This is a genomic window from Desulfosediminicola sp. (assembly GCF_048381775.1).
GTDB lineage: Bacteria > Desulfobacterota > Desulfobulbia > Desulfobulbales > Desulfocapsaceae > Desulfopila > Desulfopila ganghwensis.
On the sequence record NZ_JBLXGE010000004.1, the window covers coordinates 1 to 26,998 of the forward strand.

At 45.3% G+C, this 26,998-nt stretch carries 22 protein-coding genes; 15 read left to right on the forward strand and 7 right to left on the reverse strand.

Annotated features, from left to right (window positions below; translation table 11 throughout):
• The first annotated feature begins 273 nt into the window (after window positions 1-273).
• The 6 genes from ACN5NT_RS07735 to ACN5NT_RS07760 all read left to right on the forward strand — a co-directional run bounded on the left by ACN5NT_RS07735 (window position 274) and on the right by ACN5NT_RS07760 (window position 7,796).
• Window positions 274-1,836, forward strand: a complete 1,563-nt coding sequence (locus ACN5NT_RS07735; protein ID WP_419175043.1) for a hypothetical protein — start codon at window positions 274-276, stop codon at window positions 1,834-1,836.
• A gap of 83 nt (window positions 1,837-1,919) precedes the next feature.
• Window positions 1,920-3,239, forward strand: a complete 1,320-nt coding sequence (locus tag ACN5NT_RS07740) for an FRG domain-containing protein (RefSeq protein WP_419175044.1) — start codon at window positions 1,920-1,922, stop codon at window positions 3,237-3,239.
• A 67-nt stretch (window positions 3,240-3,306) separates the two neighbouring features.
• Window positions 3,307-4,593 (forward strand): hypothetical protein, encoded by a 1,287-nt coding sequence (locus ACN5NT_RS07745; RefSeq protein WP_419175045.1) that lies wholly within the window; start codon window positions 3,307-3,309, stop codon window positions 4,591-4,593.
• A gap of 59 nt (window positions 4,594-4,652) precedes the next feature.
• Window positions 4,653-5,576 (forward strand): retron St85 family effector protein, encoded by a 924-nt coding sequence (locus tag ACN5NT_RS07750; protein WP_419175046.1) that lies wholly within the window; start codon window positions 4,653-4,655, stop codon window positions 5,574-5,576.
• A 182-nt stretch (window positions 5,577-5,758) separates the two neighbouring features.
• On the forward strand, window positions 5,759-6,694 hold the full coding sequence (locus ACN5NT_RS07755; RefSeq protein ID WP_419175047.1) for a retron St85 family RNA-directed DNA polymerase: 936 nt from the start codon (window positions 5,759-5,761) through the stop codon (window positions 6,692-6,694).
• 175 nt (window positions 6,695-6,869) lie between these two features.
• The gene (locus tag ACN5NT_RS07760) at window positions 6,870-7,796 is read left to right on the forward strand and encodes a hypothetical protein (protein WP_419175048.1); all 927 of its coding nucleotides are present in this window, start codon (window positions 6,870-6,872) and stop codon (window positions 7,794-7,796) included.
• A 556-nt stretch (window positions 7,797-8,352) separates the two neighbouring features.
• Here the strand turns inward: ACN5NT_RS07760 and ACN5NT_RS07765 are convergent.
• Together ACN5NT_RS07765 and ACN5NT_RS07770 are read right to left on the reverse strand one after the other, a co-directional pair.
• Window positions 8,353-8,781, reverse strand: coding sequence for an FKBP-type peptidyl-prolyl cis-trans isomerase (locus ACN5NT_RS07765; protein ID WP_419175049.1), 429 nt, complete (start codon window positions 8,779-8,781; stop codon window positions 8,353-8,355).
• A 521-nt stretch (window positions 8,782-9,302) separates the two neighbouring features.
• On the reverse strand, window positions 9,303-10,463 hold the full coding sequence (locus ACN5NT_RS07770) for an MFS transporter (RefSeq protein ID WP_419175050.1): 1,161 nt from the start codon (window positions 10,461-10,463) through the stop codon (window positions 9,303-9,305).
• Window positions 10,464-11,031: 568 nt separating this feature from the next.
• Here ACN5NT_RS07770 and ACN5NT_RS07775 point away from each other — a divergent pair.
• The 7 genes from ACN5NT_RS07775 to ACN5NT_RS07805 all read left to right on the forward strand — a co-directional run bounded on the left by ACN5NT_RS07775 (window position 11,032) and on the right by ACN5NT_RS07805 (window position 18,140).
• Window positions 11,032-12,615, forward strand: a complete 1,584-nt coding sequence (locus tag ACN5NT_RS07775) for an ABC transporter substrate-binding protein (protein ID WP_419175051.1) — start codon at window positions 11,032-11,034, stop codon at window positions 12,613-12,615.
• A 241-nt stretch (window positions 12,616-12,856) separates the two neighbouring features.
• On the forward strand, window positions 12,857-13,834 hold the full coding sequence (locus ACN5NT_RS07780; protein ID WP_136797912.1) for an ABC transporter permease: 978 nt from the start codon (window positions 12,857-12,859) through the stop codon (window positions 13,832-13,834).
• Window positions 13,835-13,850: 16 nt separating this feature from the next.
• Window positions 13,851-14,771, forward strand: coding sequence for a nickel transporter permease (nikC, locus tag ACN5NT_RS07785; RefSeq protein WP_419175052.1), 921 nt, complete (start codon window positions 13,851-13,853; stop codon window positions 14,769-14,771).
• A 67-nt stretch (window positions 14,772-14,838) separates the two neighbouring features.
• Window positions 14,839-15,714, forward strand: a complete 876-nt coding sequence (locus ACN5NT_RS07790) for an ABC transporter ATP-binding protein (RefSeq protein ID WP_419175053.1) — start codon at window positions 14,839-14,841, stop codon at window positions 15,712-15,714.
• The gene (locus ACN5NT_RS07795) at window positions 15,701-16,474 is read left to right on the forward strand and encodes an ABC transporter ATP-binding protein (RefSeq protein ID WP_419175054.1); all 774 of its coding nucleotides are present in this window, start codon (window positions 15,701-15,703) and stop codon (window positions 16,472-16,474) included. Before ACN5NT_RS07790 ends, ACN5NT_RS07795 begins: the two co-directional genes overlap by 14 nt.
• Window positions 16,475-16,503: 29 nt before the next feature.
• A complete protein-coding gene (locus ACN5NT_RS07800; protein WP_419175055.1) occupies window positions 16,504-17,295 on the forward strand; it encodes an NlpC/P60 family protein in 792 nt (263 codons plus the stop codon).
• Window positions 17,296-17,342: 47 nt separating this feature from the next.
• Window positions 17,343-18,140 (forward strand): M55 family metallopeptidase, encoded by a 798-nt coding sequence (locus ACN5NT_RS07805; protein WP_136797902.1) that lies wholly within the window; start codon window positions 17,343-17,345, stop codon window positions 18,138-18,140.
• A gap of 47 nt (window positions 18,141-18,187) precedes the next feature.
• On the opposite strand, the gene ACN5NT_RS07810 is transcribed toward ACN5NT_RS07805, so the two are convergent.
• From ACN5NT_RS07810 to ACN5NT_RS07820, 3 genes are all read right to left on the reverse strand, one after another.
• Entirely contained in the window at window positions 18,188-18,751 is a 564-nt protein-coding gene (locus ACN5NT_RS07810; protein ID WP_419175056.1) for a hypothetical protein, read from the reverse strand.
• Between the two features lie 209 nt (window positions 18,752-18,960).
• On the reverse strand, window positions 18,961-19,509 hold the full coding sequence (locus tag ACN5NT_RS07815) for a DUF2878 domain-containing protein (RefSeq protein ID WP_136797900.1): 549 nt from the start codon (window positions 19,507-19,509) through the stop codon (window positions 18,961-18,963).
• A gap of 16 nt (window positions 19,510-19,525) precedes the next feature.
• The gene (locus tag ACN5NT_RS07820; protein WP_419175057.1) at window positions 19,526-20,074 is read right to left on the reverse strand and encodes a chalcone isomerase family protein; all 549 of its coding nucleotides are present in this window, start codon (window positions 20,072-20,074) and stop codon (window positions 19,526-19,528) included.
• A 357-nt stretch (window positions 20,075-20,431) separates the two neighbouring features.
• Between ACN5NT_RS07820 and ACN5NT_RS07825 the strand changes: the two genes are divergently transcribed.
• Complete coding sequence (locus tag ACN5NT_RS07825; RefSeq protein WP_419175058.1) at window positions 20,432-21,199, forward strand: DUF169 domain-containing protein; 768 nt, start codon at window positions 20,432-20,434, stop codon at window positions 21,197-21,199.
• A gap of 96 nt (window positions 21,200-21,295) precedes the next feature.
• On the opposite strand, the gene ACN5NT_RS07830 is transcribed toward ACN5NT_RS07825, so the two are convergent.
• Window positions 21,296-22,261 (reverse strand): peptidylprolyl isomerase, encoded by a 966-nt coding sequence (locus ACN5NT_RS07830; RefSeq protein ID WP_228721323.1) that lies wholly within the window; start codon window positions 22,259-22,261, stop codon window positions 21,296-21,298.
• Window positions 22,262-22,651: 390 nt separating this feature from the next.
• On the opposite strand from ACN5NT_RS07830, the gene ACN5NT_RS07835 reads away from it, so the two are divergent.
• On the forward strand, window positions 22,652-23,836 hold the full coding sequence (locus ACN5NT_RS07835; RefSeq protein WP_167495789.1) for a 3-deoxy-D-manno-octulosonic acid transferase: 1,185 nt from the start codon (window positions 22,652-22,654) through the stop codon (window positions 23,834-23,836).
• 30 nt (window positions 23,837-23,866) lie between these two features.
• Here the strand turns inward: ACN5NT_RS07835 and ACN5NT_RS07840 are convergent, their stop codons facing one another.
• The gene (locus ACN5NT_RS07840; protein ID WP_419175059.1) at window positions 23,867-26,998 is read right to left on the reverse strand and encodes a ChaN family lipoprotein; all 3,132 of its coding nucleotides are present in this window, start codon (window positions 26,996-26,998) and stop codon (window positions 23,867-23,869) included.

Genomic DNA, 26,998 nt, shown 5'->3' on the forward strand with positions numbered 1-26,998 from the left:
AGAAACTCAGCATACCTGACTCTGACCTCTGTAGGTACAACCAGCATGACTGCCTCCGAATCCATGGGAGTGAATTGCGTATAACATGATTTCTTGTGGTGTTACCCAGAAGCAGAACACTAACAGCTTGCTTTGATCAGCACAATCTATTTATGTAGATTTCCTAACTACTTACAATCTGGATGGCGCTGATTGAAGGATGAGAGGTCCGTTGTGGTCCGTTTCAGTCGGTCTTCCGGATAATTACTTGTTGGCTCTTAAAAACTATATGTCATGGCAACTAAAAGAGATAATTTCTCAAATAAAGTTATCGAAATATTAAGATCAAGGGTAAACAATCGTTGTTCTAATCCTGATTGTAGAGTTCCGACAACTGGACCAACCAAAGATCCAGATAAAATAAATAATATTGGGGTGGCTGCACACATTACTGCAGCATCCCCTGGTGGTCCTAGATACGATGAACTATTAAGCCCAAAGGAGAGAAAAGATATCTCTAACGCTATTTGGTTATGCTCGAATTGCTCAAGAGATATTGATAATGATCCTAAAAAATATACTGTTAGAGTCTTACAAGAATGTAAAAATATTGCCGAAAAAAAAGCAAGTGAAGAATTAGGCACCAAATTACCGGATGAAAACTATGTCATAAATTCTCTCTCCTCCGTTCTAACCGGTAACTCCGAACAATTTCTGCCACGACTAATATCGAATTCTCATAAAGCAACATCGAATGTATTAGAGAAACTAGATCGAAGATTTCGAGTAATTTCGGAATATCGCAGAGGTGTTACACATTTTGAGGTACACGCTAAGGAAAAAGTTAACGCACAGTTAAAAGTGGCTTCACCCTATACAAAAGAGTTTTTTGAAAAATATACAAATCTTGAAAACTTTGGTGAAAAATTAGTCATTGATAGTTCTGCAATATCATTTAAAGGTTCACCTCTACTAGAAAAAATAGCAAATAATGTAAAAGGTCAATTTGAAATTAGTTCGTCCTTTGAAAAAGACGTTACCATAAAAGTTTGGCTTGTTTGTCCAAAAACTAGTTCAGTTCATCATGTTAATGATTTTACGGGAAAAGCAATTCTTGGAAAGAAAGCAATTACGTGTAAAACTGAGTCACTAAAGGGTCTTGTTGAGTTAACAATACGACATAACATAGAAGCAAGTGAGCCTGATAAACAGAATTTCACATTTACCACTCATTTGGATAAATGGGACAATATATCCCTAGAAAGACTACCATATTTCCAACAAGCTTACGATTTATATAATAAAATTAAAGACAAATGGGTACTTCATATCTCTATTGAAGTTGAAGGTCTTGTAATTTCTAAAGGTTGTTGTGATAATATTTATAACGATAACTTTATCTTAAAAATCTTGAGCAATTTGTCGTTTATTCATGATGTTCGGGCAATATGTAAAATTCTAAAATACCAAGTAAGCTACGATAGTTCATTTGAATATAGCGCTGAATTTCATTCACATATTAACGAAATATATAGAGTCTTGTCCGAAGGTATATCTTTACCTGCTAAAGAATTAAATGGAAAAGCAAGGTGTGAGTTGGTCGTATCAGATGACTATTCAAATGTAAATCAACTAGTTGAAGCAAAGGGTAAACCAATGGCCATTCGGTTTGACCAATCAGAAGAGGAAAAAATCAGCATTTTTAATCAGGAAATTATTGTTCCACCATTCTCCTACCAGTTGACTGAGACACTTCCAAAAATCATGTCAGATATATGCAATCTCTCAGCTGGCGATATTATTGAAGTTGAATGGGAACCTGTCGATGATTGTAAATATATAATAAATAAAGCTTAGCCAACCAGTCATTCCACTGGATTTCGCAAACAGCGCGAAACCAGTGAATTCAACGTTAAATTTACCAAGGAATTCGGAACTTCATGTACAACCTGTTAGTAACAGCAAGAGATGGCGCTTGGGATAAAGGATTCTACGAGTTTGACAAGAGTCGCTTCCTAGAATATACAAACGAAGACATAGCTTCTGCTCTGAAAGAATTGAGTAGCAGCCATATCGAGAATTTAAAGACTTACCCTTGTTTGTTCGCATATGAAGGTGAAGATTCTGATGTTCGTATCGGTTATCTGAAATCTATCAAGGAGCGTGGGCGTAACCTGCTGATAGAGTTTGAATTCAAAGAAAACATAAATTCAATACCATTTAAAGATATAAATCCGATAGCTCCGCTCCTAGACATTCGCAGCTGGGAAATGAACAGGACACACTGGGCTGTAAAAGACGAAGACCTATTTGAAAGGCTCCGAACAGAAGGAATTTTGGAGACAGAGGAACCATCGATTAAAACTAAACAGGGACGCCCAGCGGCAGAAAAGTCTAAAAATCCTAAGGTAACAACAGTTCAGGGCTTTATTGCCAAGGTACTATCGAGCAAAGAAAGAAATGGGAATGAGGTATTCTACCGAGGCCATTCTAACAAGAAAAAATATAAGTTGGAACCGTCTCTGTTTCGAAGGGATGGAGAAGGGAATTATCTGTATAAGGACAATGAGCATGTATTGTACAGAGAGTTGTTGGTTTCAAATTCCATTGATTTTCAGTCGGATGTTTACACTCTTGATAGTCTCGTGCGAATGCAGCATTACTCCCTGCCGACACGGCTACTAGACATCACTTCCAACCCACTAATTGCTCTTTATTTCGCTTGTAAGTCAGCTAGGGGTGACGAAGGCGAAGTAATCACTTTTTCATTACGGCGTAAAGATGTAAAGTATTTTGATTCAGATGTTGCCAGTTGCATTGCTAACCTAGCTCGCTTGCCTCAAATAGAAAAAGGTGCGATCAATTTTGATGAAGAAGGTTTTAATGAACAGTCACCGGTAAAGCGGCTTCTTCATTTTATTCGAGAAGAAAAGCCATTTTTCGAGGCGGCTATTCTTCCAGACGACTTGAGGAAAATTATTTGTGTCAAAGGAAAGCAGAGTAATGACCGGATTTCATCACAATCTGGTGCTTTTCTTCTATTTGGTTTGGATGCAGTTTTTGATGAGGAGGGCACTCCTGAGATAAAAGTATCGAGAATCACTGTGTCGAATAAGGCTGCCATATTAGAAGAGCTTGACTTACTGAATATTAACGAGAGCACGGTATTTCCGTACATTGAGAACTCTGCAAAGTATGTCGCCGACAAATTCAAATTTAACAAGTCAATTCAGCCGATCGCTAACGCTCTGGCTGATTGAAGTGTTATGTTTACTGATACAATATCACAAGTAGCAATAAAATTTTTATGATTAAAGAATAACACCAATGAAAATAGCATTTTTTGGCTTTGAGAAAAAAGGTTTTGAAGTACCAAACGACAATATACTTAAAGTAGCAGATAATAAAGCGTTCTTTATAAGCTATGATTCAGTTGAGTCGCTAGATTCATATGATGGTATAGTAATGCCGAACGGCTTATTTGAATCGTTTTCTGAACACTCAAGTTGGGAAGGTAATTATGTCAGTGTCCAATGCAACCAAATTAAATTACTTCAGCGAGAACGTCAAATCCACAACCTTGTAAACAAAGGTGGTTGGGTCTGTTTCCTAGTTGAAAAAATTATTGATAGAGTTCCGAATGGTGATGTAACAGAAAAAAGTTGTAAAGATACAGATATTGCGAAAAAAGTTCTAAATTCATTTGATATTCGTCGCCATGCTTTTAAAGGAACTGCCTCTGTCAAATCAACCAATGATGCATTTAGACGTTATATAGAGAAGTTTGGAATAGCGCAAACCATGTTTGAGCTTCCTTACATACAAGATTTCGAAAATAAAATTCTGGCAAAATTCCGAAATAGTATTGTAGGCATAGACCTTGTTGGCAGTTATCTACTTTTACCGTTCGGCACTACTAATTATACAAAAGAAAACTTCGAACTCCTTGTAAATACATTAACCACTTGTATTTCATCCTACTTACAAATAAGAAGAGATGAAATACCAGGCTGGGTTCATGAGTTTGAGTTCACACAAGAAATAGGGTTGAGAAAAGACATAGAAGCTTTGTTCACCAAAATATCTTCTCTTGAAAACCAACTCAAACAATTTGAGGGATATAAAGGGCTCTTGTCACAAACTGGTGACATGCTGAAAGATACTGCTGTAGATTTCCTAAGCTCATATTTTCAGTTAAAAGTTACTGATGTAGAAGATTTTAAGGAAGATGCAATAGTCAGGGACGGTCAAGGTGAAGTACTAGTTGTAGTTGAAGTTAAGGGTACAAAAGGTGGTATCAAAAGGAAATATATAAACCAATTAGATTCAAACAGGGAAAGAATAGGTGTAGATACGAAAACTCCAGGTTTATTACTGATTAATGACCAAATGAGTTTAGAAAATATAAATGAAAGAAAAGAAACAACGGTTGCTCAAGAAAATATTACGCATGCAAAGAACATGAATATTGTTATCATCAGAACCGTAGATCTATTGTCAATTGCAAAAATTCATGAATCAACAAATAATAAGAATGAAATACTTTTTAAGTTTCTACAAGATGGCGGTGGTCTACTCACAACTATTGGCAGTGAAATCAAGCTATTAACATGACCAACCAATAAACTCGGACCCGCCAACAGCGTGCGGGCCGGTTATTGCAACGTTATCTCATGAAAATGAATCTCACATCTACAAAAGTAAAAGAAATCACAGAAAGATTGAAGATTGAATTTCTTGAAAAGAAAGATGATTCATCAGAAATATCTATTTTTTTGTGTGGAGGTTCAACCAAAGAGCAGGCCAAACTTCGCAGAAATATCGGAAATGAACTCACAGGTATGAGTTCAAAATATACCTATACAATTCACTATCCTGAAGATATGTTTATGGAACTTATCTTCGGCTATAAGAAGCATGACTTACTTTCTCTTGAAAATTTATTAGCAAAAAGTGTTCATGTGATTGTAATTATATTGCAAAGCCCAGGTACATTAGTTGAGTTAGGTGCTTTTGCAAACCATTCACTACTAAGTGATAAACTAGTAGTTCTTATCGACAGTAGGCACCAAAGAGGTAAAAGCTTTGTGAACCTTGGGCCTGTAAGATATCTTAAAGATAAAACCAAAAGCCATGTAAGCTTTACACCTTTATCTCACTCAAATCTAAAAGAAATTGTAAAGCGAGTGGCAGAGTTGAGTAGAAGTGTATACAGGCATAGCACAAGAGATATCACTTTAGAAAATCCATTAGCATCTACTGAGTTTTATCTCTCACTCGTACATACCTTCGAGCCTCTACCTAGGTATAGCATACCAAATATTGTGTCTTTATTAGGTGCATCAGAAACAGTAATTACATCTGCTGAGAGCATTATAAATACATTAATCAATAGCGGTAAGATATCCTTAAAACATGGCCAACTTTCTATTTCAAACTCAGGCAAAGATCAACTATTACAATCATGTACAAATTATTTTGAAAGAAGAAAAAAAGATCGTTTTTTATCAAATGAGAGATGCAATGCTTTAAATTTAACATTAAGAAAACGTAAAGAAACCCCTATTCAATTTTGGGAGAGTGTAGTTCGAGTTTAGTCTAGCTCTATGAGCTTGAGTGGAGTTGCTCTACTCAGAAATAAAGCCTTGATACTTGCTGCATTATATCTTTCCAAGTGTGAAAAGATATAATGCATTCCATGCTGTAGCCAAAAGTGTTTGTCTACAGCATGGAATGCTAAACATGAGTAAATTCAACTACACTCTCCCATTTTTTAACCATGACTACTGCAAATCACGAAACATTAAGACTACTTAATCTACCAATTTTCAAAGACGTAGATTCTTTGTCGGAGGTTATCAATATTGATACAGGTAGATTGAATACCTTGATTGAAAATCCATACAAGTTCTATAAAAGGTATGAGATTAAAAAGAAAAGTGGGGACTCCAGGCTCATTATGCAACCAAATAAAGAGATGAAAGCTATACAAGCCTGGATATTAAGAAATATTCTAGACAAGCTTTCACCATCATACCATGCAACAGCCTTCAATCAAGGGGTTGGCTTAATAGACAATGTTATTCCTCATAAGTATAATAGGTATTTTCTTTGCGTAGACATTGAAGATTTTTTTCCATCAATAAAGACATTTCGAGTAAAAAGAATCTTCTCAGTTGCTGGGTTTTCCAAAAATGCATCTTCAATTTTGGCAAGGCTATGTACCTGTAAAAATGGCCTCCCACAAGGAGGAGTCACATCTCCTTCATTATCAAACTTAGTCTGTGCTCATCTTGACAAAAGAATATCAGGTTTAGTAGCAAAAAGAAACATCATCTACACCAGATATGCTGATGACTTTACGTTTTCTTCAAACAATCCTGCTAAATTACATCTAACATATCCAATTATAAAAAAAATAATTGAAGATGAAGGTTTTTTGTTAAATGACTCTAAAACAAGATATATGGGCCCAAAAGCTGGTTGCCATGTAACAGGTTTAGTTAAAAATTCATCTGCACCAGGATTTAGTATCGGCAAAAAAAAGAAAATTCAAATGAGAGCAATCATGCATAACCTTGTAGCAAAGAAAAAAATCACTTCTAAATATTCATCAGTTGAATCAATTGATGGGTGGTTAGCATATTTAAAAAGTGTAGATGAAAGTTCTCACCTAGGAATGAAAAAATACTGGGATCAATTAAAAGCAAAATAATCAAGATAACTAATCGGTTAACACCGCTACACTACGTTCCGCTCGGACTCGCTGAAGCTCGCCGGTTACCTAAACGCTGGAAATAATGAAATTAGAATCGCACCCGTTTGGAGACTTTTCAAAATTTAAGGTGTTGTGAAATTGTATAACAAACAACAGTTGAGTACTGAATGAAATGAACTTAATTGATTATGCACCTGCATTCTTATCTGCTATCGCTTCAGTAGCTGCTGCTATTGCTGCCTTTGGATCATTACAAATCAGCAGGCAGTCTAAAGTCATAGCTAAGCAAAGTGCTTTGGCCTCTCACCATAACTCAGCTGCGACTCAACTATCATCTGCACTTCAATTGCTTAGAACACAAACAAAGGAATTTTCAGATTTTAATTATTCTATGTGGGTAGATTGGGCGAGAGAGATTCAGGTAAAAGATAATTGTAAGTTAGGAGGATATAACCCTAGACCTTTGCGACATGTCCTCACTAATGCAAGCAAAATGCTAGCGAATTATGGTTATAATCGTAGAAACAGGTACACATATGTTCAACGATCAATACTTTCAGTTATTAGAGAAGGTGTTTGTAATTTAAATGAAACTGAGTACGATAAGCTTCTTAGGAAAGCAGATGGTGAATATAGTGATTTTGAAAGTATCTTTGGTACTCCCCCGCTAAATAAAAGCATAAATACAGCTCCTGGTTTTCGTTGGGCTTGTTACCAAATGAACAAGAGAGTTACTAGCGAAAATTGGCAGAAAATATGGGAAAGTGCATGGTTGGAAAATGGTTGGTTATATAGGTATACTGCTAATTATTCTGAGATTTACCCTGTTGTCGAATCTGTTTTGAAGTCACTCAAATCAGAGAAATCTAAACTAGAACATGGTGTATTTCCTCTTGAATCAAATTCTTCACTATGTACGAAATATTATCAACTGATAGACATGTTAGAAGCTTTCATAAACGACAGTAATATTGACCAATTTGAATTATATCGAAATTGGGCTTATGATGAGGAATTGAGTCAATTAGTAATATGTTCAATGGCGATTGCTGCTTTCAATATAAATCTATTAGATAATATTTATGCAATGCAAGATTAGCTGACTATATGGCTAGCACCTGTTCTTGCTAACAAGTTAATCTACAAGGACAAAGTACTAAGAAAATACTAAGAAAATATGAGAAAATATGAGAAAGTTGGGGCCAGACCACAGTTTTAAGCGCAAATGAGGTGAATTCTAATTGCAAGTGCACCAAATTTCACAGGAGTATGTATTGGCTTAGTTGTAGTTGAAGATTTCTACCGAGTGTCAAATGGGTTCAGACTACAGTCTGACACACAACTTGATCAGTATAGTTTCTATGTGTTTCATGAAGACAACCATCAAATCATCACGTCAAATACTCAAGCAGGTAAATGGTAGCAAACACTGATGCTCCGTGCAGATGTAGCGAAACGTACTCCTCATTATGACATGAAAGCTATTACGGTGAGGCGGTGTTCAAAAAGGGAGGCGCGTGTGTGGGAGCCCCCTCCTTGCGTTTTCAGGGGGATTACCGCAGGCCTTGGAATTGGGTGGTAAGCGGGAAAGAGTGTATGCACATGCTCTTTCCCGCTTGTTGGCTGTAAACGCCGTTGAGCCATTACACTATGCGTTAGCCGATGGTGACCAGCTCAAGATCAAAGGTAAGGGTCTGGCCAGCCAGTGGGGCGTTACCGTCCACTACCACAGAGTCTTCTTTGAGCTCAGTCACAACGACCAGAATGGCGTGATCATCTTCATCGGTCAGCTCGAGTTCATCACCGACAGTCAGTTCAAGATCTTCAGGCATCTCGTTGATAGGAAACTCGATCACGAGTTCGTCGGTGCGTTCTCCGTATGCTTTTTCCGGTGGGAGAATGACCGTTTTTTTGTCACCTACCTGCATATCTAAAACACCTTCCTCGAATCCTTCTATAAGATCATTGTCCCCAATGGTAAAAACAATGGGATCTCCATCATAGGATGAATCGAAGATGGTTCCATCATCAAATTTGCCTGTATAATGAACGGTTACTGTATCGCCAGATTTGGGTTGAGACATATCCTGATCCTCAAATTTTCAAAGATGTTGTTTATAGAGCAGAATCATCGTAAACGAAACTGCACATTTACCGCTAACCACTTGTGAACCATGAAAAAAGAGCAAAAACAGCTTGGTAATTTCTTGGTGTTATTGAGAAATGGAGAGTATCTCAATACCTCTTGATATGATAAAGCCAGAGGAGGGCGACCGCCATTATAGGGGAATCAATCGAGGATATCCATGATAAGTATTAAATATTGTAAATATCGTGTAAAGGCATGGGATTGGAAGCAACTGGTGGCTGGATGAGATAGCCACTCCAAACCTCAAAAAATTTGATATCAACACAGCTGGGATATCTACTGTAAATCGCAATGTACTTGGTGTTAGGTGAAAAATTCAGGTTAAAGAGACCCTTACATTTTGTATAGGTCAGCTCAAATCCAGTTTTCTCATACCAGTAATCTGTAATAACGTGCAGCTTGGCAGCTTGGCAGCTTGGCAGCCTGGCAGCCTGGTGATCTAATGGGGTGAAGAAGTTATGCTCTGTTTTTAAGACCGGTGATCAATGGTACCGCCAAAAAGCACATCACGAAAAAGATTACGCCTGTCCAACCTTTGTATTCAAAAGCGAATCCGGCTCCGGTTATGCCGAGCCATCCTCCTCCATAATAAAAGAGCACGTACAGGGCATTGGCCTTGCCGTGTCCGTCACTTAACCTGCTGTTTAACAGCCCGACCGCCACAGCATGGATTGTGAAAAATCCGGCACATATCCCGAGCAATCCCAATATCACAGAATATATCGAAGAGATGAGCAACAGGGCCTGGGAGATGCCCAGGATGACCGTTCCAGCTATGAGTGTGGTGCCGCCTCCGTAGGTATTGCTCAGGCGACCGGCAATTGGCCCGAGAAAGATGCCCAGCACATACACCAGGTAGATCAGGGTAATCAGTTCAGTGGAAAAGTGAAATGGAGCACCTGCCAGCCTGTACGGTAAATAATTGAAGATGGGTGAGAACATCAGAAAGGCTCCGGCTCCACAGCAGTAATAGAGAAAGAGGTCCTTATTGAAAAGCAGTGAGCGATAGGAGGTGGTTGAACTGCCAGCTGAATTGACGTGTTGAGATGTTCGGGGCAGTACGATCAGGGCCAGAACAGTTGTCACCAGAATCAGGGCGGCAGCGGAAAAAAAGGCGTAACGCCAGTGCAGGGGTGGGTGAATCCACCCCCCCAGCAGTCTTCCTCCCAGTCCACCCAGTACAGTGGCGCTGACATATGAACCCATTACCACGCTCAGTCGTTCCATGGGGAGAGTCCGGGCGAGCCAGGCGGCCAGACTTGTGGTGAGCGCTGGAATAAAAAGCCCCTGGACCAGGCGGGCAGTGACAAGGAGACGAAAATCGTGGGTCAGGGCTGCGCATAATCCTGCCAGTGCAACACAGATTCCACCAATCAGGAGTATGGGGTGGATCGGCATTTTATCGGAAAGGTAGCCGAAAAAGAGGTTGGAGAGAACTATACCAAAAATGACGATCGAAACGGTAAACGAGACCTGAATAGTGCTGACACCGAATTCCTGTTGCAGCACAGGAAGAATTGGCTGAGTGAGATAAATGTTGGTAAATGAGGCTGAAACCAGAGCAAAGACGGCAAGCTGTAGTTTTATGGTCCCTATGTTTGAACTCGTATCAGTCATGCATTCCCCGTCTGTAGTTATACATTGCCTTATGTGCTGATATTACACTTGTTATTTTAGTATTTCCCACTAAAGGCAGAAAACATCAAGCGTAATTTACGTAAGCGTGACGCGCATGCTATATGAAGATTCTGTCATATAACATGCTGTGCTGATGGATTAAGGTACATAATTATATAGATTTAGTAGTCTGGATTTGTTAATAATTTTGTCGGAAGGTTAGACTAGGTAGACAGATTCTGCATGGTACAGCCCCTCTTGCAGCTAGAGAGGTTGAACCGCAGCCCCCTGCCTGGGCAAGACAAAAATGTAACTTTTCTGCACACCTCGAACAAAGATGTAACAACATACAGGCAGTACTGGCCTGGAGCACACAGAAAGAAAAACGGATTTTCGAATAAATAATATTCTTGGAGGGTTATTGATTATTCAGGAATGGATATTGCTGTACAGCCAGTACGTTCAAGGTTCTACCTGTTTTGAATGCATGAGTGGAAGGTTTACTGGTTGACCGTTTAGGTTGACGTTTTGGTAAACCTTGCTAACAAACAAATAAGAGGAGAGAAACATGAAAAGACTGCTGATTCTGGCGTGTCTGGTGGTAATTGGGGTTGCTCAGGTGGCCTATGCCAAGACCCCGAAAGACTATCTGGTGATGGGGTTTGCAATTGACGATATTATTACTCTTGACCCTGCAGAGATTTTTGAGTTTTCCGGTGCTGAATATGCCGCCAATACCTATGACAGACTGATTAATTACGATGTGGACAATGTCAGCGATATTTATGGCGGCATTGCGGAGAGCTGGGATATCTCCGAAGATGGTTTGAGCTACACTTTTAACATCCGCAAGGGGATGACTTTTGCCTCCGGTAACCCGATCAGTGCGGATGACGTTGTTTTTTCTCTGCAACGGGTGGTGGCGTTGAATAAAGGGCCAGCGTTCATTTTGACCCAGTTTGGCTTTACCCCTGAAAATATGGCGGACACTATCAAGAAGCTTGATGATTACACCGTACAGGTAGTCATTGATCAACCGTATGCTCCGACCTTCTTCCTGTACTGCCTTACTTCTACAGCCGGTTCTATCATAGATAAGAAGCTCGCTCTTTCCCACGAAAAGGATGGTGATTACGGGCATGCGTGGCTTAGAACAGGTTATGCCGGTTCTGGTCCTTACATCTTGAAAAAATGGAAGCCAGCTGAATCCCTGACCCTCGATCGCAATGATGCGTACTGGGGGGAGAAGGCCAATCTCAAGCGAGTCATGATTCGACATATCTCCGAGCCGGCTACCCAGCGGTTGCTTCTCGAAAAGGGAGATATTGATATTGCCAGAAACCTTGAGCGAAATGATATTGAGGGACTGGAAACCAATCCCGATGTGAAAATCGTTTCCAGACCCAAGGGTGGTATCTACTATCTCGGTTTAAATCAGAAAAACGAATACCTGCAAATCCCTGAGGTACGCCAGGCGCTGAAGTATCTGATCGATTATAAGGGTATGGCAGATACCTTCCTCAAAGGCAGAATGACGGTTCACCAGGCTTTTCTGCCAAACGGCTTTCTTGGTGCCCTGACCGAAACTCCATTCTCTCTCGACGTTGAAAAGGCGAAAGAGCTGTTGAAAAAGGCTGGTCTTGAAAATGGTTTCACCATTACCATGGACACCAGAAATACCGAACCGGTTCCTTCCATGGCGCTTGCCATCCAGGCCAATTTTGCCCAGGCCGGTATCAAGCTTGAAATTATTCCTGGTGATGGCAAGCAGACCCTCACCAAGTACCGTGCCCGAAACCACGATATCTATATCGGCAAATGGGGACCGGACTATATGGACCCGCACACCAATGCCGACACCTTTGCCCGCAACCCGGATAATTCCGATGAGGCGAATTTTAAGCCTCTTGCCTGGCGTAATGCCTGGGATATCCCGGAGATGACCAAAGTGGCGGATGCTGCCGTACTGGAGAAGGACACCAAGAAGCGTGCCGAGATGTATCTTGATCTGCAGCGTGAGCACCAGCAGGTTTCTCCGTTCGTCATCATGTTCCAGGATATTGAGGTCATTGCTGAGAGAAACAATATTGATGGCTTTATCCTCGGACCAAGCTTCGACAGTAATTTTTATCAGCATACGGTTAAAAAGTAGTATTATACTCCTGAGCCAGGAGTCTGTCGGACTAAGCCCTTTTCAGCCAACTCATTATTACTGAGGCGAAAAGGGCAATTCTTCGACACTCTTGACGCTGATTGAAAAGTACCTCCCTCCCCGGTTGATTTATACGCCGGGGAGAACCGTTTCCTTTATTATAAAAGTAGTAGATATGGCGCGCGAGTTATCGGAACACCGCCTCCTGGCAGCAGCAAATCAAAGCTTTCGCTTGCTGTTGATGGTGGCAATTACCTTCTTTGGGCTGTTACTCATTACATTCCTGATCGGTCGAATCGTACCCATCGACCCTGTGCTTTCTATGGTGGGCGACAAGGCCAGCGCCGAGACCTATGAAGCTGCCAAAATTGCCATGGGGCTGCATCTGCCGATCTGGCAGCAGTTCTTCATTTATCTGGGCAAGGTGCTGCAGGGTGATCTCGGTGTATCTATCCTTACTTCCAGACCGGTTTTAGAAGACATCATCAGGGTTTTTCCCGCGACCTTTGAGCTGGCAATTATCGCCACGATTCTCGGGGTGGTACTGGGGATTCCTCTGGGTGTTTTTTCAGCAGTGCACCGGGGCAGCTTTATTGATCATGCGGGCAGGGTGGTTGGCCTGCTTGGTTATTCTTTGCCAATCTTCTGGCTCGGCCTTATCGGTCTGATGGTCTTTTATGCTCATCTCGACTGGTTGCCGGGGCCTGGAAGAATAGATGTCTTTTACGAAGATATCGTAGATCCTGTAACCGGCATGATGTTGATCGATTCGATAATCGCCCGTGAATGGGAAATCTTTCGGAATGCAGTTTCACACATAATTCTGCCTGCCGCTCTTCTCGGCTATTTCAGCCTGGCCTATATCTCACGAATGACCCGCTCCTTTATGCTGGAGCAGCTGAGACAGGAATATATTCTGACTGCCAGGGTGAAGGGTGTGCCGGAGTGGAAGGTGATATGGGGGCACGCTCTCGGTAATTGCGCAATCCCCCTGATTACTGTAGTTGCTCTCAGTTTCGGAACACTGCTTGAAGGTTCTGTTCTTACAGAGACGGTCTTTGCCTGGCCGGGGCTTGGCCTCTATCTTACCAACTCCCTGCTGAATGCAGACATGAATTCGGTACTTGGTTCCACCATTGTTGTGGGAACGATATTTCTGGGGGTGAATCTGTTTTCAGATTTTCTCTATAAGGTCATGGACCCAAGAGCAAGGAACTAGGGAGTGGACAGACGTTATGACAGGTAAAACTCTACGCTTGGATACAGTTCGGAGCTGGCTGTTGACAGATACGCCGACTTCGCCGTTTCATGCTGCGGCAGGCAGAACATATCTGATATCCAGAGAATTTTTAAAAAATCACCTGGCAGTGCTAGGTCTGCTGATAATTTTGACACTGATCACAGTGGCGTTGTTTGCCCCTCTGCTGGCCCCTTTTGACCCGGTACAGACCAATCTGACAAACCGGCTTATGGAACCTTCTGCGGTGCACTGGATGGGGACCGATGAGGTAGGCAGGGATATTCTCTCCCGCATTATCTGGGGCTCGAGGCTGACCCTCTACATCGTCGGGCTGGTAGCTATAATTGCCGCCCCGGTGGGCATTCTCATAGGTACGGTTTCCGGCTATTTCGGCGGTATTATCGATACCGTACTGATGCGTATTACCGACATTTTCCTGGCATTTCCCAAGCTTATTTTAGCTCTGGCGTTTGTGGCAGCACTGGGGCCGGGAATCGAGAATGCGGTCATAGCCATTGCCATCACTTCCTGGCCACCCTATGCCCGAATTGCCAGGGGTGAGACCATAACTCTCAGAAATTCAGATTTTATCAAGGCTGTCAGACTGCAGGGCGCGGGACCGGTCAGGATAATCACCAAACACATTGTGCCGCTCTGCATGTCTTCGCTCATTGTCAGGGTTACGCTTGATATGGCGGGCATAATTATGACTGCTGCGGGCCTGGGATTTCTAGGCCTTGGCGCCCAGCCGCCGTCTCCTGAGTGGGGAGCCATGACCGCCAGCGGCCGAGCCTATATTCTTGACCACTGGTGGCTGATCACCATGCCGGGTATGGCAATTTTCCTGGTAAGCCTTGCTTTCAACCTGCTTGGGGATGGCCTGCGGGAAGTGCTTGACCCACGCAGTGAAAAATAGGCGTACACAGTGAAATACACGTTAAAGAATAAACATCTCAACCTTGAGAGCGTAGAAGTGTAATTGTATGAAACAGCAACCATTGCTTACTGTAAAAAAATTGAATGTCGTTTTTCCCTCTCCCAGAGGGGATGTGCAGGCGGTCCGCGATATCTCCTTTTCCATGGGAAAGGAGAAGATCGGTATAGTCGGTGAATCCGGTTCGGGTAAATCCGTAACAGGCCGGGCCATTTTGCGTCTCTTGCCTCCCCATGCACGGGTTGAGGCTACCCAAATCGTCTTCGATGACCAGAATCTGCCCGATTTAAGTGAAAAAGAGATGCGTAAAATCCGTGGTAACGAAATTTCCATGGTCATGCAGGATCCGAAATATTCACTCAATCCTGTCCGCACTGTCGGGGAACAGATCATGGAAGCGTATCTTACCCATCACAAGGTGGGCAGGAAGGAGGCGAAAGAGCGAACGCTGTCGATGCTTGAAGCTGTGCGTATTCGTGATCCGAAGCGGGTTTTCACTTTATATCCCAATGAAGTCTCAGGTGGCATGGGCCAGCGTATAATGATAGCCATGATGCTGATACCTGAACCACGCTTGTTGATAGCTGATGAGCCAACTTCAGCACTTGATGTGACAGTTCAGCTGCAGATTATGGCGATTTTAGATGACCTGGTAACCCAGCGGGGGATGGGCCTTATTTTTGTCTCCCACGACCTGGAACTGGTCGCCTCCTTTTGCGACCAGATTATCATTATGTACCATGGACGGATTATGGAAATTGTTGACGCAGATAAGCTTCACCAGTCGACCCACCCATATACCCGTGGCTTGCTCAATTGTCTGCCGAAAATAGAAGGTGAGCGACAACGGCTGCCAATTTTGCAGCGTGATGACGCCTGGCTTGACTCAGGTTGGACTGGAGGTATTGACAATGTTGCAGGTTAAGGATTTACATGTCTACTTCGGCCGTGGTCTGCAGAAAAATCATGCAGTCCGTGGTGTGGAATTTTCTGTATCAAAGGGACAGAGCTTTGGCCTGGTTGGTGAGTCCGGTTCCGGCAAATCAACAGTGTTGAACTGTGTCTCCGGCCTTGTCAAAAGCTGGACCGGGACAATTGAAATTGATGGTGCCAGGCTCGGGCCAAAGCGGGATCTGCAATTCTGCCGCAACGTGCAGATGGTATTTCAGGATCCATACGGATCGCTGCATCCAAGGCATACCATAGACCGCACTCTCAAAGAGCCTGTGTCCATTCATAAACTCGGCAACGAAAATGAAAGAGTGGAAAAAGTGCTCGAAGAGGTGGGGCTGGGGCCGGAGTTTCGCTTTCGTTTTCCTCACCAGCTTTCAGGCGGGCAGCGTCAACGAGTGGCAATAGCCAGGGCCTTGATTCTTGAGCCGGAAGTGATTCTGCTCGATGAGCCAACCTCTGCACTCGATGTTTCTATCCAGGCAGAAGTACTTAACCTATTAGAGGATATTCGCCAGCAGCGAAACCTTACCTATGTGCTGGTGAGCCATGACCTGGCTGTGGTTTCCCATATGTGTGATGATATTCTGGTGATGAACCACGGTCAGATGGTTGAGACAATCAGCAGGAAGCAGTTGCAGGCAATGGACTTTACCCAGAACTATACGCGTCAGCTCCTGGTTGCCAGCAAAGGCTATGACCGGGAGGTTATTGATCAGTTTCAGGACTTTTAAACAAAGTGAAGAGCGCGGAGGAGAAAGTGATGATTCAGGCGGTAATACAGGTAAGCGTCAGCAACCATTATAAGCAGCCTGATTATTGCAGTGAGATCGTGAGTCAGGGACTGCTCTGGGAGCGGGTGGAGTTGTTGGAGGAAGAAGCGGAGTTTTGCCGAATCAGGCAGCGGGATGGTTACCAGAGCTGGGTGAGCAGCAGGCAGTTGGCGCAATCCGGAATGGAAAAAGCTCAGGGACTTGAATGGCGATTGGTTCGGAGTCATAACGAACGGATCTTTTCAGCGCCTGATCGCGCATCAACAGCTCTACGGGATGTGGTAATTGGTTCCAGGCTTCCTGTCCTGGCTGAAGAAAGGCGATGGGCTCAAGTTGTATTGCCTGGTGGTGAAACAGGTTGGCTGGAAAGCTGTCATTTCGGTGAAATAGGCCCGGCTGGCACCGCGAGTATCGTGAGCCTCGCCAGGGAGTTCCTTGGCTACCAGTATAGCTGGGGCGGAAGAACACCTAAAGGTTTTGATTGTTCCGGCTTTGTGCAGACAGTGTTTGGGCTCCACGGGATAGAGTTACCCAGGGATGCCAATATGCAGCAGAAGCTGAATCTGGTCTCGAAAGATCACCACAAGGCAAGCGCGGGTGATCTACTTTTCTTTGGTGAGAGTCCAGACAGGGTGACTCACGTAGCCATTTCCCTCGGTGACAACCGATTTATCCACGCCTATGGCATGGTGAGAGAAAATAGCTTTTCAGCGGAAGACTCAGATTTCTCCCCGAAACATCTGGAGAGTTTTGTGTCAGTCAACCGTTATCCGTTGGGCTGAGCTATATAGGTAGAGATATATAATTACTATCAATAAGGAAGTTTGGTGTGAAAATATTTATCAGTGCTGATATTGAAGGTGTGTGCGGGGTAACCGCCTGGGATGAAACTGAATCAGACAAAGCAAATTACGCCCAGTTTCAGAAGCAGATGACCCGTGAAGTGTGTGCCGCCTGCGAAGGCGCAATTGCCGGTGGCGCAACGGAAATATATGTGCGGGATGCCCATAATTCGGCCCGTAACCTGATCGCAGAAGAGTTACCGAAGCAGGTCAGATTGGTTCGGGGCTGGTCCCGGCACCCCTATATGATGATGCAGGAGTTGGATTCTTCGTTTGATGGTGTCATGATGATCGGTTACCACTCCCAGGCAGGCGGCGACGGGAATCCACTTGCCCACACCATGACTTCCAGAGTGAGTGAAATCACTATCAATGGCATGCTGGTCTCTGAATTTCTCATGAACACCCATACTGCCTGGTTGGAAGATGTGCCGGTTATCTTTCTCTCGGGGGATAAACAAATCTGCACCTTGGCTCAAGAACTGATACCAGAGTTGGAAACGGTTGCAGTAAAATCTGGCTCTGGTGGGTCAACGGTAAACCTTCACCCACTGGTTGTTCTTGACAAGATAGAGGAGGGGGCCAGGAAAGCGATGCAGGCTGATAGTGCGGCCTGTCGTAAGCAAATGCCAGAAAAGTTCGAGACAAGCATCACCTATGTTAACCATCAGGATGCCTATAAGGCGTCGTTCTTTCCCGGGGCAAGACGTATTTCATCACACGCCATAGCCTATGAAGCAGATAATTATTTTGACGTATTGAGACTTTTTCTCTTCAACCTCTAACTGTTCCCATATCTCTTCATAACTCCGAAAACCAACTGCTGCTCAGGTTAGCGACGGGAACCACTGCGATAATTTGAATAACCATGTTTGCGCGGTACTTGTATTCGGTATTTTGGATATCGCTGGTTGTTTCTTGATTTGTAACCTGGGTGTCTCGGGACAACATAGGCAGGGGGATGGTGTTTTTTATAGTGAGGCTTGCCGTAATTCGGTTTGCTATGTTTGTAATAATTCCTTTTGTATTTCGGGTGGCCCGGCTTGTAATAATTGGGTCGATAGCCGTCATGATAGATAAAGGAGGAGTTGCCGTTTCTGTGTACGATCCCATGACTGGATTTATACCGCGATTTCTCTACAACTATGGTGGTGACTCCACCATAGCCGGGGCGATGGCTGTAACCTGTCGAACTTCCACCCGAGTAGCTTGATGTCGGTTCTGAACTTCTGCCGTAGTACCTGTCGAGATATGCCTGGTTATCAATATGACCTGTCCAGTTCTGCTGTTCGCCGGCCCGTGCCAGAGGAACAGAAGTAGTCAGCGCCATAACAAGTGCGACGAGAGCCAGAGTGAGTGGTGCGGTGATATTGGATTTAGGAAAATAATGTCTCATAGCTAACACATCGAAACAAAGGTTGAAAACAGACCTGCCCTGCCGGGGCAATGAGCAGTCATCACGATTGGTGACGTTGATGCAGCTGGAACCTGGGGTGCCAACAAGGAAGTACTCCAATCACTCCCTTCCATTAATACAGACAATAGGTTGCCGGTACCAACAAGTAAAGTTGGCAGCACCTGTTTCGGGAAGGGACTTCGCCACAGTTACTTCGCCACAGTTACTTCAGTCTTGGGGGACACTTTTGAGGCACAGAACATCATCAATGGCCAGAATAAGGCCCAGAGAAGAGCCAGCAGCAAAAGAGAACTGGGAGTGGACCAGTTGAAGCTTGCAACTCCAAGCCGGACACCAGCCCAGTAGGCGACAGGGCCACCAATCGCACCGAGCAGTGCTGACAGCAGCCATCGCCCCTTCAGCCAGTTCAGGCTGTGGTTTGGCAATAGGCCCAATGTCATCCAGACAGTTATGAGCCAGAGCGGGATGGGCCAGAAATCACTGGAAAATGAGAAAAACCCGATAGCCTTGAGCAGCCCATCAAGAGTGATACCGCAGATGGTAATAATCGCCATCAGCACCATGTCCTTGCCTGGGGATGGTGAAACAAGCATGTGACATGCAATAAGCAGCAGGGCGAGCCATAGAAAAGAATTCTGGCCGAATATGCAAATGAGCCAGTTCAGTTGGTAAACGGCGAAATTTGTAACGATCATCCACAGTTTAGGAAGGGGCCTTATGTTTGCGAGTGTCTGCATTGTATTTACCAGCCGCTCAGCTCTTTTTTCCTCGAAGACCTGAAAGCAGATTAGCTCTTAGGTTGTCACTGAGCGGTTCTTTTTCTCCCAGCCAGATACCGAAATATACAGCAGCGAAATCAGCGGAGGGGATGACAACCTGTTCGATTCCATTCCGAAACAGTCGCGTGGTCTGAGCTTCTCCATTGTAGCAGAGGACATAACTGTCACCGTCATCGACTTCTGTGTAATTTTGGTGAAGCAGATCGAGCTGGGGACGCACTTTGCTGATAGTTAGCGGATCATGCTGCCGATTGAGGATTTTTTCTGCGGCTTCAATGAAATTTTCCCTGGTCAGGCTGACTGCATAATTTAATTTCAGGCATCGTGATGATTCAGGGGAGAGCACCTCTCCGGGCAGGGTTGTAGGGTCGGTGTAGAGATGGGCGTCATAGACCTTGATAAAACCCATGTAACGGACGCTGCCGGAGCCCTGGAGCTGCATGTTATAAATTTCCATCCCTTGCAGGGAAAGAGGTAAAGTGCTCATCACTATTGTCAGTATAAATAAGGATATCTTTTTCATGACTCTCTCCAGTTGGGTACGTGGAACATTGTAGTTACTGTTTCATACATAAACAAAGTAGCAACCTGCAGAGAATTAACAATGTGGAAACATTGGCTATGAAATGGTAGTGAAACCTATCATTACCATGTCGGTCCCTAAACTGGAAAAAGGGCAAAAAAGCTTGATATTTAAAGGGAATGATTGTTTTTACTTGCTTAGGGCAAGTGAAACGTGATGGAATAGAGGGTATGCCTTTACAGATGGACTTTAAACCGGAACCAACGGTGTTCTGTCTGACCATTTCGTCTGTCTTTGTGAAACAGAGCTCGCTGGGTACGTTATTTGAGTGAAATTTTCAGCTGGGAAGAGTGATACATGACTGAACTGCGACAAAGAGCAACCGGTATACTGGAGCTGGCTGGGATAGAAACACCCGTTGTTGGAGTCTATGATGCTCCTCATACCCTGCCGTTCGCACCTTTGGTGCTTGCCAGGCGTTGTATATTTTCCAGTTATGAAAACTGGCAGAAAGGCCATTGCGTGTTGGTTAACCGGGAGAGTGAAGGGTGTCGTGGGGCGGTATACTGGTTGTGTGGAATAGAGGCAACGTCGAAGGAGAAGATGAGGCACTTCTACAGCCAACGAAAGGGGCTCAAGGCGACGGCCGAACTCATGGAAAATTGGCTGGAAGACCATCCCCCCCACGAGCCGCAGGAGAGCCATCTTATCGTCGGCCCGCTGAAAGAGGGGCAGGACAGGTATTTGAAAACAATCACCTTGTATGTCAATCCTGACCAGCTGAGCCTGCTGCTTACAGGTTGTGAATACGAAAATGGCCCAGCCGATGCTCAACCGATTATCTCTTCATTTGGTTCGGGCTGTGGCCAGCTTGCGGCACTTTTCAAAGATCTGAATGTTCCCCAGGCGATAATCGGTTCTACGGATATCCTGATGCGGGAGCATCTGCCACCGGAGGTGATGGCGTTGACAGTGACCAAGCCGATGTTTGAGCAGCTATGCAGTTTTGGTGAGAACAGTTCTTTGTTCAGGCCATTCTGGTCAACTCTCCGTAACAAGAGAAGCGAACAGGCGGTGAACGGCTTTGGCGAAAATCCCGAGCAGAAATACACCGAGAAGATATAAAAAAAACGGGGCCTGTCGCATTCGACAGGCCCCGCTCAGGCAGTACTGGTATCTCGCCCGGTCATGAAAAAAATCGGGCTACCTGGAGAGTTGCTGTTAGAAGTCAACAAGCTCCACGTCAAAGATCATGTACGCGTTTGGTGGAATAGGACCACGTCCCTGAGGACCGTAACCGAGGGAAGGCGGGATAATCAGCACTCGCTTCTCACCTTTTTTCATGCCGAGAAATGCTTCATCCCAGCCTTTGATAACCCGTCCCTGGCCAACTGGGAAATCGATTGGGGTGCCACGATCGTAGGAAGAATCAAACTTGGTGCCGTCCAGCAACTTTCCGGTGTAGTGAGCTTTGATCATTGCGCCGGATGAAGGGGTGGCATCGCCTTTACCTTCTTCGACCAGAACATACTTGAGACCGGAAGGAGTGCTTACTGCATCAGGCCAGTTCTGCTTGATGAGGTTCACCTCAGCTTCCATGGCGGCAAGCTCTTTGTCGCGCTGGTTCTTTTCGAAGTTAGCGAGCAGTGCATCAAAAGCGGCCTGGTCAGCTTTGAACGCTTCAGCTTTGGCGCCAACGCGAATAATCTCCACGCTGTTGATAGTGTCGCCCTGGGCGATAGCGTTAACAATGTCCTGGCCTTCAACTACCTTGCCGAAAACAGTGTGCTTGCCGTCCAGCCATGGGGTTGGTACGTGGGTAATGAAGAACTGGCTGCCATTGGTGCCGGGTCCTGCATTTGCCATAGAGAGAATGCCGGGGCCTTCATGCTTCAGACTTGGATCAATCTCATCAGGGAAGGTGTAGCCGGGTCCGCCGGTTCCTGAACCGAGCGGACAACCACCCTGAACCATGAAGTCAGGGATGACTCTGTGGAAGGTGAGGCCGTCATAGTATTTGTCGCCCTTCATTTTGGCGCCGCCGCCAAGTTCTTTGGTGCCCTCAGCCAGGCCAACGAAGTTGGTTACTGTAAGGGGAGTTTTTTCAAACTCGAGGGAGCAAATGATTTCACCTTTAGAGGTGTTGAACTTGGCGTACATGCCGTCCTGAAGATTTTCTCTTGCCATTATTGGTTCTCCGATAAAAATTAACGTAATCAGAATGAGTACAAACGAAATTGATACGTTACGCATGGTTTCTCCATTTGAAAAGGGTGGTTCCTTAAAAAAAGAGCATTTTTCGAGTAATTACCTGATATAAATAGGACATGCAAATGGACATGTCGAATTTTACAACGCTTTGGTTGTTGACGATGGTTCGCATTAGGGGTTTATTGACCTGATTTATAGGCCGGTGGTAAACACATCCGGCTTATTCAGGCAACCCGTTAACACTTAGGTCCCCCAAAGAGGAACCGTTTGTATACTCTGTACCAGCTAATACTGACACTACTTTTTTATCTCTTACTGCCTTTTACACTCGCCTATGTTCTCATTACGGGAAAACACAGGGAGGGAGTGCATCAGCGTCTGGGATTATATGGCAGGCTTGCCCGGAAAAAAGGTAAAGCCCGCATCTGGCTGCACGCCGCCTCTGTCGGTGAAGTACATGCTGCCGATATCCTGATAGCTGAATTGCGCAAAGAGATTCCCGAGGCGGAATACGTTGTCACCACCATGACAATACACGGAAGAAAGCTTGCTGTCGAGTTGCTTTCCGACGATGTAATCTGCAAGCTGGCCCCGCTGGATGTGCCGGGTATAGCGGGACGCGTGATCTCAAAAATCGATCCTGATGTGTATGTGTGTCTGGAGACTGAGTTATGGCCGGTGCTGCTGCGCAGACTGAATAATCGCTCTATACCGACGCTGCTCGCCAATGGCAGGATGTCTGATAAATCTGTAACCAGCTATCAGAAGCATGCCTGGCTTTTTCAAAAAGTGGTGGAAAACTTCACCGTCCTCACCATGATCAGCGAGTCGGACAAGGAACGCTATGTCTCTTTGGGTATAGGTCCTAAAGAAGTTATTGTCACCGGCAACCTGAAGTATGATCGGGAACTGCCTGAAAGCCCGACCGACGTGCGGGACCGTTGCCGAAAAACGCTGTCGATAGTCGAGGGGACAGAGGTCTTCGTCTGCGGCTCCACCCATACCGGCGAGGAGAATATTCTGCTTCCGGTATACAAGGCCTTGAAACTGAGCGGAGAGCTCGTCTGGATCATCGCCCCGCGTCATTTGCACAGGCTGGAACAGGTGGAGACGATGCTCATGGAGCATGGAGTACGCTTTGATCGCTATAGCGCGCTGAAAGAAGGGCACGTGCGACAGCACGATGTCGTTATCGTCGACCTTTTTGGAGAGCTTTTTGAGATATATTCAATTGCTGATTATATCTTTTGCGGTGGAAGCCTGGTTGAACGTAACGGCCATAATATACTGGAACCAGCGATGTGGGGACGTACTGTTATGTATGGACCGAGTATGGGGGATTTTCGCGATGCGGTGGAGATGATGGATCTGCAAGAGGCCGGCCTGCCAGTGACTGGCGGCAGGGCCATCTTCGATAAAATCTCCTATTTTCGCAATCATCGTGAGGAGTATCAACTGCTTTGTCAGCGTGCCGGTCAGGTTGCCGTCTCTCAACAGGGAGCGGCTAAAAGGCAGGCAGGGCTGGTGGCATCGCTTCTCCATTCGAGTTAACTATACCGACCTTTCCCTGGTACTCATCAGTTACGGGTGAGCTTGTTCTCTGACCGGTTTAATCAGTTCCACTTCAAACATAATTTCCTTGTCAAAACCGTTTTCTGTACGGCGTATTTTCAGTTGCACCACATCGCCGGGCAATGAGGCGAAGAGTGCAATCCGTACATCCTCCATGGAATGTATTGGGAAATCATCGATAGCAACGATGCTGTCAGTGATGCGCAGTCCTGCCTCATCCGCCTTGCTTGCCTGGTTAAACGCTGAGATTGTCAGCAGATTTGCATCAGCTGCTGTGGGCTCGTTGATACTTATACCGATCTTGCCCGGTTCCGGCAGCTCGAGTGATTCTACCAGAAAGAAATAGTCGGCAATATCGGCAAGGTTGTCCGGTGTCGTGCCGTTGAAGATATTCAGTATTGAAGCCTGTTCTACATTGGTTCGTCGCGCAACCCGCGGTGGGATGCCAAAATCTTTTCTGGTGTGCTGGGAGCCGGCAAGCACGATGAGTTTGCGGCCGGGATTTTTGTTGAGGTGATCTGTGATTTCCTCAGCCATGGTCTCGTCCCACAGCGATTGTGCCTGGATAAAGCCCGACGCATAACCCGAGCCGTGCCCACCCTGCTGGTGTAGCGATTGCATCTGACGAAGCTGTCTGGCGTAGCCTGGTAGTGAGAGATCTCTTTGCTGGGGCAGGCTATCGCGAATTTCTTTTGAGAGCGCATCTGTTCCACCGCTTGAGTAGACGGTGGAAACTGTTTCCCTCGGCAGATTGAGCCCGATGACGGGGATGGAATTTTTGCGGGCGAAGCTGAAAATATCCTGAAAATAGCGATAATCGTAACTCCAGACCGAAAAGTAGCCGGAAGCTTTTAAAAATTCTTTCTCGGTCATGGCAGAGTTGTATGCAGTATACTGATCCAGCGCCTCCTGACTGGTGTACGGAAACATCTCCATACCAATGGCTATATCGGGATGTCTAGCGTGGATTGCCTCGATAATCCGTAGCTGCAGGCGGTGATCGCTCATTGAGGTGTGCTGCTCACCCAGGTAAATGACATCATTGTTGCTAAGCTGATCGGCGATCGTGCCAAAACTCTGGAGATTGCTGGTGGCACCGCCCCGGGGAAGGTGCTCGATGGCAATCTGAATGCCATTGAAGCTGTCGTTTATTCTTTTGGCCTTGATATGACCATTTTCAAAATGCAGAAAAGAATATTTGCCATAGTGACTGAGCTTTGACGCGGCCGAGGCTGCTTGTGCCGGTCCGCTGCTGGTGACGAGTACTGTGACATGATCTGGATTCAGGGGATTGGGACGTACCTCCAGGGTAAATCCGTTGCCGGGATGACTGGGGCTGCCGAAAAGACTCTGGACATGTTTTCCAGCCAGGCCCAGAAAGAGCAGGTTGCTTTCAGCTAACTCGCTATTGCCCGTGTAATCGTCATTTTGAATTTTTAAACTATCATTTTGTAATTGTTCAAGAAGAGGTTGGTACTCGTGTGGTGTGTCGGCGCCGGAGAACAGGGCGATTTTCTCAGTAGCACCCATAAATTGTGACCAGACAGCCGGACGTTCGTCTTCTGACAGCATCCTGAAAAAATCATATTGCGGGTCAAGGGTGAAGCCCAGTGGAGGGCTGTCCAGTTCGAGAGTGATTTCCTGTTCGATATTTTCAGTTTTCACTGTAAACCAAACTTCTCCCTGGGTGGTGGCCACACGTACGGGGATGTGCAGCTGGTATGGTTCCCGGGTCTTTTGCCTCAATTTAAAGTTGAGTGCATGGGTGTCAGCAAAAGAACGAAGTGTAACCTGTTCTATCGCAAGATTCGGTTTATCTTCACGGCTCAATCGTTCATTGAAAAAACGGCTGAGATCCTGCTGGGACGTTTGAGTAAAGATTCCCTCGATATCGTGCCACGAAGCGCTGCTGTTACGATAATCCTGGTAAAATGTCCTGATGCCTTTGAGGAAAAGTTCACTGCCGAGGCGGCTGTGCAATTCATGAAACAGCATCATCGCCCTCGAGTAGCCGATTGCCCGGCGCGCTTGAGCAAGTGGTTGGTTATGGCTGGCGTTGGTAAAAGATGCGAGAGGCATCTGATTGCTCTGATTGACGTAGCTGAGATAGTTGAGCACAGCCTCTTTCCTGTATGCCATCCCTTCATCACGGTCGGCTCGGTAGGCGTGATCGGCGAGATAGGAGGTGAGACCTTCACACCAGTTTCCGTGTTGATAATCAACCTCGATACTGTTTCCGAACCACGAGTGGAGGATTTCGTGGCCGAGTGAGGTATCCTTGATGAAGGGCAGACGCAGCACAGCCTGACCAAGCAGGGTGAAGGTGGGCATTCCAAGCCCCGTGGGCTGGCGGTTGGCCACAATCGCGTAGTGGTTATATGGAAAGGGACCTATTTCTCTCTCGTATCTCAAAATATAGTCACGCGCTTTGTTGAGATAGCCCCGGGCAAGTGAGGCATCCTCCGGGAAAAAGAGGGCGTAGACCTGCAGCCCCTGGCGGACTTTTAGCGAAGAAACAGAATAGGGCGCTGCGGCAAAATGCAAACCGTATAAGGCATTGCTGAAAGTGGCCGAGAACTGGTTGCCATCCCGGACGAGCGGGAAATAGTCTGATTCGGTAATGGCTGTGAAATTTTCAGGTAAACGGGCCGAAAGAGTAAAGCGCATCTTCTTATCCGGAACCGGATGCCAATCACTCAGCAGGGTTATTCCTTTTTCACTTATCAGGTTTTCATCATCCAGCGAAAAGGTATTGGTATAGGAAAGGAAAAGTTCTCTGGCCTGGTTCGCAGCCGGAATTGAAAAAGAGGTTGACTGTGGCAGGGTAATTGACTGATTGCTGCCGTCTTGCCTTTTCAGCATTTTCCCTGTTATCTTCAGCGAGCCAAGATTCAGCGATAATTCTTCACCCGCCGGAATTGATATTTGCGCCGTTCCCGTGATTTCTCCGCGCACCAGATCAAAGCTGATGGCAAGATGATAATCTGCTGATTCGCTCTCACTTTCAGCTGCCGCGAGACAAGAAAGAGCTGTGGTAAAGACAAGTGACAGCAGCGTAAACAGCAGAATCAAAATGGAAGATTGCGGCCGGTGCGGGTGCGCCATCACTCGCTGTGTATGCTGGATGTGGCTGGAATTCAT

Bases quoted from the DNA above. Each gene is read 5' to 3' on its own strand.
- ACN5NT_RS07735 (WP_419175043.1), top strand. From the start codon at position 274: ATGGCAACTAAAAGAGATAATTTCTCAAATAAAGTTATCGAAATATTA.
- ACN5NT_RS07740 (WP_419175044.1), top strand. From the start codon at position 1,920: ATGTACAACCTGTTAGTAACAGCAAGAGATGGCGCTTGGGATAAAGGA.
- ACN5NT_RS07745 (WP_419175045.1), top strand. From the start codon at position 3,307: ATGAAAATAGCATTTTTTGGCTTTGAGAAAAAAGGTTTTGAAGTACCA.
- ACN5NT_RS07750 (WP_419175046.1), top strand. From the start codon at position 4,653: ATGAAAATGAATCTCACATCTACAAAAGTAAAAGAAATCACAGAAAGA.
- ACN5NT_RS07755 (WP_419175047.1), top strand. From the start codon at position 5,759: ATGACTACTGCAAATCACGAAACATTAAGACTACTTAATCTACCAATT.
- ACN5NT_RS07760 (WP_419175048.1), top strand. From the start codon at position 6,870: ATGAACTTAATTGATTATGCACCTGCATTCTTATCTGCTATCGCTTCA.
- ACN5NT_RS07765 (WP_419175049.1), bottom strand. From the start codon at position 8,781: ATGTCTCAACCCAAATCTGGCGATACAGTAACCGTTCATTATACAGGC.
- ACN5NT_RS07770 (WP_419175050.1), bottom strand. From the start codon at position 10,463: ATGACTGATACGAGTTCAAACATAGGGACCATAAAACTACAGCTTGCC.
- ACN5NT_RS07775 (WP_419175051.1), top strand. From the start codon at position 11,032: ATGAAAAGACTGCTGATTCTGGCGTGTCTGGTGGTAATTGGGGTTGCT.
- ACN5NT_RS07780 (WP_136797912.1), top strand. From the start codon at position 12,857: ATGGTGGCAATTACCTTCTTTGGGCTGTTACTCATTACATTCCTGATC.
- nikC (WP_419175052.1), top strand. From the start codon at position 13,851: ATGACAGGTAAAACTCTACGCTTGGATACAGTTCGGAGCTGGCTGTTG.
- ACN5NT_RS07790 (WP_419175053.1), top strand. From the start codon at position 14,839: ATGAAACAGCAACCATTGCTTACTGTAAAAAAATTGAATGTCGTTTTT.
- ACN5NT_RS07795 (WP_419175054.1), top strand. From the start codon at position 15,701: ATGTTGCAGGTTAAGGATTTACATGTCTACTTCGGCCGTGGTCTGCAG.
- ACN5NT_RS07800 (WP_419175055.1), top strand. From the start codon at position 16,504: ATGATTCAGGCGGTAATACAGGTAAGCGTCAGCAACCATTATAAGCAG.
- ACN5NT_RS07810 (WP_419175056.1), bottom strand. From the start codon at position 18,751: ATGAGACATTATTTTCCTAAATCCAATATCACCGCACCACTCACTCTG.
- ACN5NT_RS07815 (WP_136797900.1), bottom strand. From the start codon at position 19,509: ATGCAGACACTCGCAAACATAAGGCCCCTTCCTAAACTGTGGATGATC.
- ACN5NT_RS07820 (WP_419175057.1), bottom strand. From the start codon at position 20,074: ATGAAAAAGATATCCTTATTTATACTGACAATAGTGATGAGCACTTTA.
- ACN5NT_RS07825 (WP_419175058.1), top strand. From the start codon at position 20,432: ATGACTGAACTGCGACAAAGAGCAACCGGTATACTGGAGCTGGCTGGG.
- ACN5NT_RS07830 (WP_228721323.1), bottom strand. From the start codon at position 22,261: ATGGCAAGAGAAAATCTTCAGGACGGCATGTACGCCAAGTTCAACACC.
- ACN5NT_RS07840 (WP_419175059.1), bottom strand. From the start codon at position 26,998: ATGAATTCCAGCCACATCCAGCATACACAGCGAGTGATGGCGCACCCG.